Source organism: Bacillus sp. FSL K6-0994 (assembly GCF_038630815.1).
GTDB classification, from domain to species: Bacteria; Bacillota; Bacilli; order Bacillales; family Bacillaceae; genus Bacillus; species Bacillus safensis.
Window position 1 is genome coordinate 1,843,141 of the sequence record NZ_CP152043.1, and the last position, 14,574, is coordinate 1,857,714.

Annotated in this window: 9 protein-coding genes; 4 read left to right on the forward strand and 5 right to left on the reverse strand. The window is 42.6% G+C overall.

The features are described from left to right. Window positions 1-9: 9 nt before the first annotated feature. Window positions 10-4,581 (reverse strand): glutamate synthase large subunit, encoded by a 4,572-nt coding sequence (gene gltB, locus MHB69_RS09355; protein WP_120208057.1) that lies wholly within the window; start codon window positions 4,579-4,581, stop codon window positions 10-12. A 153-nt stretch (window positions 4,582-4,734) separates the two neighbouring features. Here gltB and MHB69_RS09360 point away from each other — a divergent pair, with 153 nt between their 5' ends. The 3 genes from MHB69_RS09360 (at window position 4,735) to MHB69_RS09370 (ending at window position 9,290) form a co-directional block, all read left to right on the forward strand. After that, window positions 4,735-5,637: a LysR family transcriptional regulator gene (locus MHB69_RS09360; protein ID WP_046311400.1), complete on the forward strand. Its 903-nt coding sequence runs from the start codon at window positions 4,735-4,737 to the stop codon at window positions 5,635-5,637. Window positions 5,638-5,731: 94 nt separating this feature from the next. Further along, a complete protein-coding gene (locus tag MHB69_RS09365) occupies window positions 5,732-7,468 on the forward strand; it encodes an ABC transporter ATP-binding protein (protein WP_342474495.1) in 1,737 nt (578 codons plus the stop codon). Beyond that, window positions 7,461-9,290 (forward strand): ABC transporter ATP-binding protein, encoded by a 1,830-nt coding sequence (locus MHB69_RS09370; protein ID WP_342496218.1) that lies wholly within the window; start codon window positions 7,461-7,463, stop codon window positions 9,288-9,290. The genes MHB69_RS09365 and MHB69_RS09370 overlap by 8 nt, the downstream gene beginning before the upstream one ends. 51 nt (window positions 9,291-9,341) lie before the next feature. Here the strand turns inward: MHB69_RS09370 and MHB69_RS09375 are convergent, their stop codons facing one another. Further along, window positions 9,342-10,169, reverse strand: coding sequence for a MerR family transcriptional regulator (locus MHB69_RS09375; RefSeq protein WP_342496219.1), 828 nt, complete (start codon window positions 10,167-10,169; stop codon window positions 9,342-9,344). A gap of 87 nt (window positions 10,170-10,256) precedes the next feature. On the opposite strand from MHB69_RS09375, the gene MHB69_RS09380 reads away from it, so the two are divergent. Further along, window positions 10,257-10,829: a GNAT family N-acetyltransferase gene (locus MHB69_RS09380; protein WP_342496220.1), complete on the forward strand. Its 573-nt coding sequence runs from the start codon at window positions 10,257-10,259 to the stop codon at window positions 10,827-10,829. A 66-nt stretch (window positions 10,830-10,895) separates the two neighbouring features. Here the strand turns inward: MHB69_RS09380 and MHB69_RS09385 are convergent, their stop codons facing one another. Genes MHB69_RS09385 through proC form a run of 3 tightly spaced genes read right to left on the reverse strand, consistent with a single transcriptional unit; the run spans window position 10,896 to window position 14,174 of the window. Further along, entirely contained in the window at window positions 10,896-12,164 is a 1,269-nt protein-coding gene (locus MHB69_RS09385; RefSeq protein ID WP_070326583.1) for a glutamate-5-semialdehyde dehydrogenase, read from the reverse strand. An 18-nt stretch (window positions 12,165-12,182) separates the two neighbouring features. Next, entirely contained in the window at window positions 12,183-13,301 is a 1,119-nt protein-coding gene (gene proB, locus MHB69_RS09390) for a glutamate 5-kinase (protein ID WP_342496221.1), read from the reverse strand. A 27-nt stretch (window positions 13,302-13,328) separates the two neighbouring features. Next, window positions 13,329-14,174 (reverse strand): pyrroline-5-carboxylate reductase, encoded by an 846-nt coding sequence (gene proC, locus MHB69_RS09395; protein ID WP_342496231.1) that lies wholly within the window; start codon window positions 14,172-14,174, stop codon window positions 13,329-13,331. Window positions 14,175-14,574 lie beyond the last annotated feature (400 nt).

Sequence of the window (14,574 nt, forward strand, 5' to 3'; positions counted from 1 at the left end):
TCCCCTTTCTTAATGAGCGAGGGCTGCTTTTTGCCCGTTTGCCGTTTCTTGATTTTTCGGTTTTGTGTTTGCTTCAAAGGCAAACATCACCGCTTCTTCATGACTGAGGCCCGCTTGTTTTTGTTCTTCGATGCTTTGAAGCATCATTTTGTAATTTCTCGGAATGACTTTGATGAATTGATCCTTTTCTTGCTCCCAGTTTTCAAGAAGTGCTGCTGCTTTTGAGCTGTTTGTATAATCAAGGTGTTCCTTGATCATTTGTTTCACTTCTTGTTCTTCTTCATGATCTGTGAGCTTTTCAAACATGATCATTTCCATATTGCACATTCTTTTGAACTGTTTTGCATCCGATGTATGGATGTAAGCCACACCGCCAGACATACCTGCACCAAAGTTTTTCCCAACGTCTCCTAAAATAACGACACGTCCGCCAGTCATGTATTCACAGCCGTGATCTCCGATTCCTTCAACAACCACATGTACACCTGAATTACGAACAGCAAATCGTTCACCAGCACGCCCGTTAATATAAGCTTTTCCGCTAGTTGCGCCGTAAAATGCGACGTTTCCTACAATGACGTTTTCATGTCCATTTTGTACAAAATGATCAGACGTTTTAACAGCAATTTTGCCTCCTGAGAGTCCTTTGCCGATATAGTCATTTGAATCACCTGTTAAATAGAGAGACATGCCCTTTGGCACAAATGCGCCGAAGCTTTGTCCAGCTGAACCAGTGAATCTTAGTGTGATGGTATCCTCTGGCAAGCCCTCTTCCCCGTAGCGCTTAGACACTTCACTGCCAGTAATAGTTCCGGCCACACGGTTGATATTGCGAATGTTCAATGATAGATCAACCGGTGTTTGATGATTCAGCGCTTCTTGCACATAAGGAAGGATTTCATTCATATCCAGCGATTCATCAATTTTATGATTTTGTGGTGTTCTGAATGTCCGCGCTCCTTCTGGCTGATAAAGCAATGTTTCAAGGTTTAGCTGCCCTGCTTTCCAGTGAGCTTTTGCTCGTTCACTGACCGCTAGGACGTCCGTGCGTCCGATTAATTCATCCATTGATGTAAAGCCGAGTTCCGCTAAGATTTCTCTTACTTCCTCTGCAATAAACATCATGAAGTTCACAATGTGATCGGGGTTACCCATGAATTTTTTGCGGAGCTCTGGATTTTGTGTGGCTACACCGACTGGGCAAGTATCTAAATGACATGCTCTCATCATCACGCAGCCCAGCACGACAAGTGGAGCTGTCGCAAAGCCATACTCTTCTGCTCCTAAAATCGCAGCCATCACAACGTCGCGGCCAGTCATTAACTTTCCGTCTGTTTCAAGAACGACTCTCTCGCGAAGACCATTTAACACAAGGGTTTGATGCGCTTCTGCCAATCCAAGCTCCCAAGGAAGCCCTGTGTGTTTAATACTCGTTTTCGGTGAAGCTCCAGTACCGCCGTCATAACCACTGATGACAATGACGTCCGCAGTTCCTTTTGCTACACCTGCTGCAATCGTGCCAACGCCGGCTTTAGATACAAGCTTGACACTGATGCGTGCATCACGGTTCGCGTTTTTCAAATCATGAATCAGCTGTGCCAAATCTTCAATGGAATAAATATCATGATGCGGCGGTGGTGAAATCAATCCGACACCTGGCGTAGAACCACGTACATCGGCAACCCAAGGATACACTTTATTTCCTGGCAGCTGTCCGCCTTCTCCAGGTTTTGCTCCTTGCGCCATTTTAATTTGCAGTTCATCTGCATTGACTAAGTAATGACTTTTCACACCAAATCGGCCAGAAGCGATTTGTTTAATTGCACTTCTGCGGTCATCACCATGTTCATCTACTGTAAAGCGGGCAGGATCTTCTCCGCCTTCTCCGCTGTTACTTTTACCGCCAATTCGGTTCATCGCAATCGCAAGTGCCTCATGCGCTTCTTTACTTAAAGATCCAAATGACATGGCACCTGTCTTAAAGCGGCGCACGATGGATTCAGCAGATTCAACCTCTTCCAGACGAACCGGCTTTTGTTTTGGCTGAAATGCAAACAAGTTTCTGAGGAAGCCGATTCTTTCTTCATCCGCTGCTTTTGTATATTGTTTAAATAGATCGTAATCTTCATTACGGCATGCCCACTGGAGCGTATGGATCGTTTTTGGGTTAAAAGCATGATGTTCTCCATTTTTTCTCCACTGGAATTCACTGCCTGATTCAAGTGTCTGGTCAGTTGCTGCTTGATACCCTGCTTCATGGCGGAGTTTTGCCTCATGAGCAATGGTGTCAAGATCAATTCCGCCAAGCTGAGAAGCTGTTCCTGTGAAATACACTTGAATGACGTCTTCACTAATCCCAACTGCTTCAAAGATTTGCGCGCCTCTATAGCTTTGCACAGTGGAAATCCCCACTTTGGACATGACTTTGACGACACCTTCTGTCACGCTTTTACCAAACTTTGTAACAGCTTCATCAAAGCTGATCGAAATCGCTTCGTCTGCAATCAGCTGTTTGTACGTTTCATAGACAAGGTAAGGGTGAATCGCATCTGCGCCGTAGCCAATTAGTGCGGCAAAATGATGGACCTCTCTCACCTCTCCAGATTCAACGATCAGACTGACCTTTGTCCGCAGGCCTTGACGCACAAGATGCTGATGAAGTGCACTTAGCGCAAGAAGTGGTGGAATCGGTACTTTTTGTTCTGTCATTTCACGATCTGAAAGGATTAATAAAGAGACACCTTCTCTGATCGCTTTTTCCGCCTCTTCAAACATCGCATCCAGTCCGCGTTTTAAATCATCGGTGAAAAGTGTATGGATTGTTTTGCTTTTAAAGGCATTATGAACAATCGTTTTCAAGCCGTTAAATTGCCCGCTCGTTAAGACCGGTGTATAAAGTTTAATTCTTCGGCATGAATATTCATTCGGATGTAAAATATCGCCTTCGGCACCTAACCAAGTCATGGTTGATGTCACGAGCTGCTCACGAATGGCATCAATCGGCGGGTTCGTGACTTGTGCAAACAGCTGCTTAAAATAATGAAAAAGAGACTGCGCACGATCTGATAACACAGCAAGCGGTGTGTCACTTCCCATTGAACCGATTGGATCCTTGCCTTCTTCTAGTAAAGGAATTAAATACTTTTGAATGTCTTCATACGTATAATGGAACGCACGCTGACGTGTCAATAAATCATCCATTATACTAGAATTTTCTGAATTTTCTTCCGAGCGATTGACGTGGACCATTTCTTCATCGAGCCATTTTTGATAAGGAAGTTCATTCGCAATGGTCGATTTCACTTCTTCGTCAGAAATAATTCGTCCTTCTTCTAGATCAATGAGCAGCATTTTACCAGGCTCAAGTCGATCTTTATACTTAACATCTTCTTCATTTGTGTCGATTACGCCAACCTCAGAAGAGAAAATGATATGATCATCATTCGTGACATAATATCTTGCCGGTCTTAATCCATTTCGGTCTAAGATGGCCCCGATTTGTTTCCCGTCAGTAAAGGAAATCGCTGTTGGTCCATCCCACGGCTCCATGAGAGAACTATGGTATTCATAAAATGCCCGTTTCTCTTTCGACATGTGCGTGTTTTCCGTCCAAGGCTCAGGAATCAGCATCATTGCTGTATGAGCAGGTGTACGGCCTGCAAGCACAAAGAATTCAAAGGCATTGTCTAAAATGGATGAATCACTTCCGTCTGCATTCAGTACTGGCAAAATCTTGTCTAAATCGTCTCCGAAGGCTTCAGATACGAATTGTTGTTCTCTTGCTCTCATCCAATTGATGTTCCCTCTTAATGTGTTGATTTCTCCGTTGTGAATTAAGTAACGGTTTGGATGGGCTCTTTCCCATGTAGGAAATGTATTTGTACTAAATCTTGAATGAACAAGCGAAAATGCAGAAACAAATGTTTCATCCTGTAGATCAAGATAAAAAGCATCGACTTGATCTGATGTTAAAAGCCCCTTGTATACGATGGTTTGACTAGACAGGCTGACAAAGTAAAATTGTTTTTCTTCTCTTGTTCCCCAGTTCTCAGCCTGTTTACGGATGACATATAATTTTCGTTCAAATGACAAACGATCTGTGATCTTGTCGTTTGCTCCGATAAAGACCTGTCTCACAACCGGACAGCTCTTCGCTGCGACAGTACCAATTTTTCCGGCATCGACAGGAACCGTTCTCCAGCCAATTAATGTTTGGCCTTCTTGTTTAATGAACCCGTTGATTTTCTGTTCGATGGCTTGACGCGTTTTTTCGTCATCATCTTTTGAAAAGAAGACCATTCCTACCCCGTAACGGCCTTTTTCAGGAAGTGCAAATTCTTTGCAGTTCTTTCTAAAGAAAGCGTCTGGCAGCTGTACCATTAAACCGGCACCATCACCTGTATACGGATCACTGCCTTGCCCGCCGCGATGATCAAGCTGGCACAGCATTTGTAATCCCTTTTTGACGATGCTATGTGTCGCCTCCCCTTTTAAATGGGCGTACAGTCCGATTCCACATGCATCATGTTCAAATTCAGGACGGTAGAGACCTTGTGGTTGTGGTAGTTGATTATAAGTCATCGTTTCTCTCCCCCGTTTAAAAGATCCGTTTTTTCACAGTAATAAAATCTCACAAACTCTGTAACTTATTTTAAGTTTTCAAATTGATATAAACAATATATAATTTAGATCAAAACAATCTCTTTTTGAGATAGATGGGTGTGAAGTGCAAAAATGGAGCTTCGTCAGTTACGTTATTTTGTAGAAGTCGCAGACCGTGAACACGTGTCAGAAGCGGCTGAAAACTTACATGTTGCCCAATCTGCCATCAGCCGGCAGATTGCGAATTTAGAAGAAGAACTTGGAGTGGCCTTATTCGAACGAGAAGGACGAAATATCAAATTAACGAAGATCGGCAGACAATTTTTAGAGCATGTCAGAACTGCACTCAAAGCCATTGATTATGCGAAAGAGCAAATTGATGAATACTTAGATCCGCACAAAGGAACGGTGAATATTGGCTTTCCTACAAGTCTAGCAAGCCAAGTACTCCCTTCTGTCATCTCCGCCTTTAAGCAGGAATATCCAGAGGTCGATTTTTTACTTCGTCAAGGATCCTATAAATTTCTTATTGAAGCGGTCAAAAATCGAGATATCGATCTCGCCTTTTTAGGACCCGTACCGACAAACGATTCTCAAATAGAAGGAAATATTTTGTTTTCCGAAAGCATTTATGCCCTTTTACCGGTTAGCCACCCCTTTAGTGGACAAAGAAGTATTCATTTAAGTGATTTAAGAAAGGATCATTTCGTGTTATTTCCTGAAGGGTATGTGTTGAGACAAATTGCGGTTGATGCTTGCAAGCAGGCAGGCTATGAGCCTACCATTTCATCTGAAGGAGAAGATTTGGATGCCATTAAAGGTCTCGTATCTGCAGGTATGGGCGTTACCTTATTACCCGAAAGCGCCTTTTATGAAACAACACCGCGATTTACAGTGAAAATTCCGATCGATTTCCCTCAAGTGAGAAGAACGGTTGGAATTATTGCATCTAAAACGCGCGAAATGTCTCCTTCTGCCCATGATTTTTATGTGTTTGTGAAGGATTTCTTTTCTAAAATTGAACAATATAAATAATTCACTAAAACAAGACATTTCATTTGTAGAAATAATCCCACTTTGTATATGATGGGTTACAGAACAAAAGACTATATGGAAGAAAGGTATTTATATGAAATCAATTTTATCGTTTTTAAAGCCGTATCGGCTGTCCGTTGTGTCCATTGTCATTCTCACCTTTTTAAGCAGTATGCTCCAGCTGTATTTACCGACGTTAACAGCAGATATCGTTGATGTCGGTATCGTCCAGGGAGATATTGCTTACATATGGAAGGTTGGCGGCTGGATGGTGGCTTGTTCTTTACTCGCCATTTTGCTCACCATTTGGAAGTCTTACTTGTCATCAAAAACAGCACTTGGCTTCGGGCGTGATATGAGAAGACAGCTGTTTGAACATGTCGAAAAATTTTCATTAGAAGAATTTCAAAAGATCGGCACGTCTTCCTTTATTACAAGATCAACAAATGATGTGAAACAAGTCCAAGATGTGACGATCATGATTTTACAAATGATGACGCGGGCCCCGCTCATGCTTGTGGGCGGAATTATTTTGGCTGTTTCCAGGGATGCTGTCCTGTCTCTTATCTTTTTAGCGGCCCTCCCCCTTCTTGGCGGATTTATCTATTTGGTGTCAAGAAAAGCCATCCCTCTATTTGGCCAGCTTCAGAAAAAAACAGACCGGCTGAATTTAATTATGCGGGAATCTCTTTCAGGCATCCGGGTCATTCGTGCCTTTAACCGTGTGGATGATGAAAAGGAGCGATTCCAAGAAGCCAACACGTCCTATAAGGACACTGGTCTTAAAGTCAACCGATTAATGGCTTACTTGTTTCCATTTATGCTGATCATCATGAACTTCACGAATATCGGTATTGTCTGGCTTGGTGCAAACCGAATTGATGCCGGAGAAATGGAAGTTGGGAATCTTATTGCCTTCATTCAATATGCGATGATGATTTTAATGGCACTTATTATGCTGTCAATGAGCTTTATTATGGTCCCAAGAGCACAAGCGTCAGCTAAACGCATGAATGAAGTGTTAAACATGGAACCAAAGATTAAAGACAAAGAAGAGCCTATGAATGAGCTTCACGAGCCTGCTCAATCCATTCGATTTGAAGATGTGTCATTTTATTACTCAAATGCTGAGAAACCGGCCGTTCAAGGTATCACGTTTGAAGCCAAAACTGGTGAAACGACAGCCATCATCGGAAGTACGGGTTCTGGGAAAACAACGCTTCTCCAGCTGATGACGCGCTTTTATGAAGTGACAGAAGGCCGGATTACACTAGATGGTGTAGACATTAGAGAGCTGCCTCAGGAGAAACTGAGAAACCAAATGGGCTATGTCTCTCAAAAAGCTGTTTTATTCAGCGGAACCATTGCCGAGAATGTACGCTTTGGCAAGCAGGATGCAAGCGATGAAGACGTCTGGCAGGCGCTGCGAACTGCGCAGGCCGAAGAATTTGTTTTGCAAAAAGATGGCGGAATTGATGCAGAAATTGATCAAGGTGGTTCCAATCTATCTGGCGGCCAAAAGCAGCGGCTTTCCATTGCAAGGGCGCTAGTGAGAAAACCATCATTCTATCTGTTTGACGATAGCTTTTCAGCACTTGATTACAAAACAGATGCGAAGCTGCGGGCATCATTAGAAGCAGAAAAAGCTCATGCAGCCCTCATCATAGTGGCTCAACGAATCAGTACAGTGAAGCATAGTGATAAAATCATTGTACTTGATGAAGGGAAAATTGCAGGTATCGGAACACATGAACAATTATTAAAGGACAATCTTGTATACCAAGAGATTGTCGCATCTCAGGAAGGTCAGGAGGTGAGCGAGGATGAGTAAGAAAATGTCTTCCGGCATGGGCCATAAAGGCGGCCACCCTAAAGGGCCAGTCGCAAAACCGAAGGAATTTAAGAAAACACTGCTTCGTTTGACAGGCTATTTAAAACCAAGGAAATTTCAGCTGATCATCGTCCTTATTGCAGCGATTGGTTCAACTGTCTTTAACGTCATTAGTCCAAAGCTGCTTGGGGATGCCACCTCTTCCTTATTTGACAGCTTTACGAATGGAACAGGCGTTCAATTTGATGTCATTTCACGGATTCTTTTGCTGCTTGTCGTGCTGTACGTCGTTGCTTCCCTCTTTTCATTCGTTCAGCAATATGTCATGGCTGGTGTCTCTCAACAGACCATTGCTGAATTACGGCAGGAAGCAAATGACAAGCTCACACGTCTCCCCCTTCGTTATTTTGATAAAACAACCCACGGCGACACACTAAGCCGTGTGATGAATGATATCGATAATATTAATACATCGCTTCAGCAGGCGCTCACCCAAGTGATCACTTCTGTGATTACAGTCATTGGGATTGTCGTCATGATGCTCTTCATCAGTCCGCTGCTTACGTTGCTTGTTTGTTTGACGCTGCCACTCAGCCTGTTTGCGATTCGCGGCATTACGTCATTTTCTCAAAAGCATTTTAAAGCGCAGCAGAAAGAGCTTGGCACGATCAATGGACATATTAATGAGATGTTCACAGGACATCAGACAGTTCGTGCGTATGGCTACGAAAAGAAAGCAATCGATACATTTGATGAATTAAACGAAAAGCTGTATGAAACCTCAAGGAAAGCGCAGTTCATTTCTGGTTTAATGATGCCAATGATGACCTTTATCGGGAACCTTGGCTATGTGGCAGTCAGTGTAGCCGGCGGGATTCTAGTCATTAACGGGAATATTCGTGTCGGGGATGTGCAGGCGTTTATCCAATACACACAGCAAATGTCTCAGCCTCTTGTGCAAGCATCAAGTGTCGCAAACTTAGTTCAATCGGCGATCGCTTCTGCTGAAAGGGTCTTTGAAATTCTCGATGAGGAAGAAGAAAGTACCGAAGAAGATGCGGCAATTGATCTTGCATCACTCTCAGGCGATGTGAGCTTTGAACAAGTTCAATTCGGATATGAAAAAGATCATCCGATTATTAAAGATTTGAATTTAGATGTGCAAGAAGGACAGACTGTGGCTATTGTCGGACCAACAGGCGCGGGAAAAACGACCATCATTAATCTTTTAATGCGTTTTTACGAATTAGATCGAGGCTCCATACGCATTGGCGGTGTCAAAACAACTGACCTCAGCCGTCAGCAAGTACGAGACTTATTTGCGATGGTTCTTCAAGATACGTGGCTCTTTGAAGGAACGATTTACGACAACATTGCCTATGGCAGGCAGCACGTTTCCAAAGAGGATGTCATCAAAGCCGCCAAACATGCCTATGCAGATGATTTCATCCGCACGCTTCCAGATGGATATGACACACTGTTAACAGAAGATGCAGGCAACCTGTCTCAAGGTCAGCGCCAGCTGTTAACCATCGCCCGTGCCATTTTATCTGATCCAAAGATCTTGATATTAGATGAAGCAACAAGCAGTGTGGATACAAGGACAGAGATGCATATTCAAAAAGCAATGAATGAATTGATGAAAGGCAGAACGAGCTTCGTGATTGCACACAGACTTTCAACGATTAAGGATGCAGACCTTATTTTAGTCATGAAGGATGGAAGCATCATTGAAAAAGGATCGCACAGCGAACTTTTAAAACAAAAAGGCTTCTATGCAGACTTATATATGAGTCAATTTGCCGAAAATCAAGTGGGATAACATCAAAAAAGAGGATAGACACACGCATGTCACATGCTGTCTATCCTCTTTTCAATTGTCATCTGTTCGCTTCTTCACTTTTACACTGAGCTTCGTTATATACTCTGCTTCATCTTTAGACATGAGCGAATGAAGTAAATACTCCTCAAATACATCTCCATCCAGCATCATGCCCTCTTTCTCGATTTCATCTAACAAATGCGAATAAGCAGATTCGATCTCCTCAAATGTTCCTTGATTATACATCACCGCATAGAGCCCGCCAGGTTTTTTAACTGCCCCCGGGTCATCCATTCGGCAGAACAGCTGATCTGACTGATGATAGTGCCGCTTACGGAACTGCTCCTTTTTTAAGACAGAACCATTTGCCGCAGCCCCTTTTATGCCAACTCCCTTTAAAAATTCTCCTACAATACGTGATATTTCTTCTACAGGTGTATTGAAGTCGATCGGGTTTGATGCACTTAGTACAACGGGTTCTTCTGGCAGCTCTTGAAACAGGACCTCCCCTATTTTCACAGTTGCTAATTCATGTGTCGTCTCCATCACCCGCATAAGAAAAGCCTGGATGTCTTGAAGTTTTTCAATCTCTTGTTTGACCTTTTCTATTTGGTCAGCCGCTAGGCTTTGCAGTCTCTCACGGGAAGGCTCTGTGAAGTATTGTTTTAACTCTTTGATCGGAAATTGAACAGCCCGCAACGATTGAATCGCAATAAAATGGTCAAATTGCTCAAGTGTATAGTAACGGTATCCATTTTCGTGAACACCAGCCGGCTTAAATAAATCGATTTTATCATAATACAGAAGCGTATCTTTTTTGACATCAAATAGCTTGGCAAATTCTCCAGTGAAAAACGTTTTTTGCACATCATTGATCATGATGAAGGCTCCTTTCTTGACTATGGAGTAACTCCATCCTTTATCATAACATGCAGAAACACCACTACGCAGGGAAAGGATAAGAAAATGAACAAAATAATTCAACATGAAGTGACATTAGCACATGCAAATAAAGAGGATTTCCCTTCTATGAAAAAAGAGCTTCAGAAAGCTTTTACAGCTGGCGTAATCGATGCATTTGGCGATGTGCATGGTGGACCAATTCCTCCAGATGAAGTGATTGATGAATCCTTTCATTCAAATGAACACATTGTTTATCATATTATGCTAAATGGTGAAAAGGCAGGCGGCGTTGTGATCAAAATCAACCAAGAGACACATCACAACTCGGTTGATTTGCTATACATCTCATCATCCTCTCACGGCCGGGGCATTGGTCAGGCAGCATGGAAAGCCATCGAGGCGCAATATCCAGAAACGATTGTATGGGAGGTTGTGACTCCATACTTTGAAAAACGCAACATTCATTTTTATGTCAATAAATGCGGTTTTCAAATAGTTGAATTTTATCACTTACACCATCCAGATCCAAACGCACCTCATGAAGCACATCACGGCAATGAACCTTTAGCACCTGAGGAATTTGAATTTTTTAAATTTGAGAAGGTCATGAAGAAAAATTGTGCAAACGTAGGATAACGTGTATTTCTTTTAAATAAAGTTAAAAACACTACCTCATAAAAAGGTAGTGTTTCTTGAATCTTTCTAGCTTCTAATCTGACCGTCACCACACAGAAGCAGCTTAGTTGTCGTAAGTGCAGGGAGTCCCATTGGCCCTCTTGCGTGCAGTTTTTGAGTAGAGATGCCGATTTCAGCTCCATAGCCAAGTGCGCCGCCGTCTGTAAAGCGAGTCGATGCGTTATGGTAAACGGCTGCCGCATCGACTTCGTTTAGAAACGTGAGTGCATTTTTTTCATCTTCTGTCACGATGGCTTCTGAATGCTTTGTGCCGTACTGATCGATATGGCTGATTGCTTCCTCAATTGAATCGACTACCTTTACTGCAAGATCCAGACTTAAATACTCATCTGTCCAATCCACTTCCAAAGCAGGAACCGCGTTTGAGAAGTAAGACTCTGCTGCCTGGTCGCCATGTACAGTGACACGGTGCTCCTGCAAAGCTTCATTTAATGAGGCTGCATTCTCTTTCAGCCAATCGCGATGAATAATCAGCGTCTCAAGTGCATTACATACGGCCGGACGATTCGTTTTCGCATTGATTACAATCTCAATGGCTTTTTTCACATTCGCGGTTTGATCAACATAGACATGACAGTTTCCTGTCCCTGTTTCAAGCACTGGGATAGTGGATTCTTCTACCACTGTTTTGATTAAAGATGCTCCGCCTCGCGGAATTAAAACATCAATCCATTCTTTTAGTTGAAACATCGCCTGAACCGATGAACGGTCTGTTTGTTCAATTAATTGCACCGCATCACGAGGAATCTTTGTTTGATCCAATGCTTCATGGATCACACTGACGATGGCTTTGTTGGAAGAAATAGCGGAGGAACCGCCTTTTAAAATCACTGAGTTGCCTGCCTTAAGGGCAAGGCCTGCTGCATCGACAGTGACGTTCGGTCTCGCTTCATAGATCATCCCGATCACGCCGAGCGGTACTCTTCGGCTTTTCACGTGTAAGCCGTTATCAAGAGTCCATTCATCCAATATTTCTCCAACAGGATCTGTTAATCTCGTCACAAGCCGCAAACTTTCAGCAAACTCGTGAATTCTTTCTTCATTTAACATTAATCGATCCATGAGTGCCTCTGAGAAGCCCTTTTCTTTCCCAGCATCTAAGTCCTTTTGATTCTCCTGTAAAATAAAGCGGCTGTTTTGCTCTAATGCTTCTGCCATTTTAAGAAGCGCGTCATTCTTTTCCTCTGTTTGAAGTAAACTTAGTTTTTTTGAAACATGCTTTGCTTTTTTCGCTTTTTCTTTGACCGATGTGACAACTTCAGCTGTCAATGTCATGGAATTCCTCCCTTTTGGTTAACAAACTGGAATCGATAAATCTAAATGACAAACAAATGCTTCAAGATCGACGACATGCACGATTTCATCTTGTAACAAGTCACTATTACGTGCGAGTTCATCTGATGCATAATTCACAACGCCAAGCCCTATTTCTCTTCCATCTTGATCTAAAATACGGACCACATCGCCTTTTTTAAATGAACCTTTCACATTGACAATCCCATCAGAATCAAGGCTTCCCTCTCGGTGCATGAGGAATTCCTGTGTTTTCTCTTGAACCACGATCTCACCCTTTGGTCCAGAATGAAAGGCAATCCACTGCTTCTTATAATTGAGCGGCGCTACATTTTCGTCAGCGGTAAAATAAGTGCCGTCCTCTGTCCCATTGATCGCTTTGTCTAAAATGTGAGGCGTATCTGCTTTTCCTAAAAAGCCGTTGATCCCTGCGGCCATTGATATTTTAAAGGCATCGAGCTTTGATTTCATTCCGCCTGTACCTACGCTGCTTCCTGCGTCTCCAGCAGCTGCTTCGATGTCTTCTGTGATGTCTGTCACTTCAAGAATTCTCTTCGCATTTGGATTTGTATGAGGATTATCTTCATACAAGCCATCAATATCAGATAAAATAGCAAGGAAATCCGCATCAATGAGTCCAGCTACTTTTGCAGACAATGTATCGTTGTCTCCAAACTTCAACCGATTGATCGTCACTGTATCATTCTCATTAATAATTGGGATGATGCCTCGATCCAATAACACGTTCATTGTGTTACGCACATTTTGATAGCGCGTTTCATCAGAAAAATCACTTCTTGTGATTAAGAGCTGTGAAGCAATATAACCATGTGATAAAAATAAAGTAGAATATGATTCCATTAATAGCCCTTGCCCAATTGAGGCAGATGCCTGCTTTTCCGGCAGTGTTTTGGGTCTATCGATAAATCCTAGTTTTCGGTAACCAGCTGCAACCGCACCAGATGAAACCAAAATGACTTCGTGTCCTTCATCTTTAAGTTTCACAATTTGATTGACGAGGTTTTCTAGTTTTTTCAAACTAATCTCACCTTGAAAGCTAGTAAGAGAGCTGCTTCCGATTTTCACAACAATTCGTTTTCTCTCTTTATCTGCGTACACCTAATCACTCCTGTACCTGAGCTCTATTTATATAGATACTTTTTGTTTTTGCTGATTGCTTATCTCTTTTGAACGATTAGCCGCATGTTTGACAGCCTGCTTGATCGCTTCTCCCCCGCCAAAATCATCTAATGCATTCAGTCCTGCAGCAGTTGTTCCATTTGGTGACGTAATTTTCTCTCTTAGGACAGAAGGATTTTCCTCTGTTTCTTGCAGCATTTTTGCCGCACCGAGGAGTGTCTGCGCGCCAATTTGGCGAGACAATTCCTTTGATAAACCTGCCTCTTCTCCTGCTTCTTCGATTCTTTCCATTAAGAAATAAAAGTAGGCGGGCCCGCTTCCAGCAATTCCAGTGAAAATATCCATTTGTTCTTCCTGAATGGTATAGACTTCGCCCATTTCAGATAAAAGAGCCTGACTTATGCTCATATGGTCGTTTTTCACGTAACGTCCAGCAGATAAAGCAGTCGCTGACGCCCCGATCATACTTGATGTATTTGGCATGACCCTCATAACAGGCTGGCCTTCATGCAGCATGTCTTCAATATACGATAGCTTAACACCTGCAAGGACAGACATGATGAGCTGATCTGGCTGAATACGAGGTTTTAATGATTCAAGGGCTGCTTCAGCATCCTTTGGCTTCATGGCCAGGATCAATATATCCATTTCTTCAAAAGGAAATGAATCCATTGCGGCTGTTTGGATGCCGTATCGTTTCGTTAGTTCATTCAATCGAAGTTGATTTTGTCTGTTTGTTGCGTAAATTTGGCCTAGCGGCATCTGTCCTGATCGCACAATCCCTGCGATCATTCCTTCCGCCATAGAACCTGCTCCAATGAAAGCAACTTTCTTTTGATCAATGATATTGATCCTCTCCCTTGTTCGCTTTTTGTTCGTGTTTTTCGCACGTTAGTAATCGTAACATGATGAGAAATCGTGTCAAGAAAGAGCCTGCGCTTTTCAAAAGTCCCGAATGCATGGCCGGCAGCTTGCTGCAAGTATGTTAGCCGTGTTTTTTAAATACAGCATTTTAGATCAAAAGAACTATGATCATTTGAATCATAGGACCCTTTCGTTCGACTGAATTCACCATTTTATTTTTGGTTTCGGTGACTTCAATTCTATTTTTTAGAAAGCGCTCTCATTTTAATGACTTTCTATTTTCCTATATGGTGAATGTGCTTGAATCTTTCGATTAGACTATTGACATATTTTAGAAAACATGTCCGTTGAAATGATATTTTACTGGTGATACCGTGAAAGAGAAATC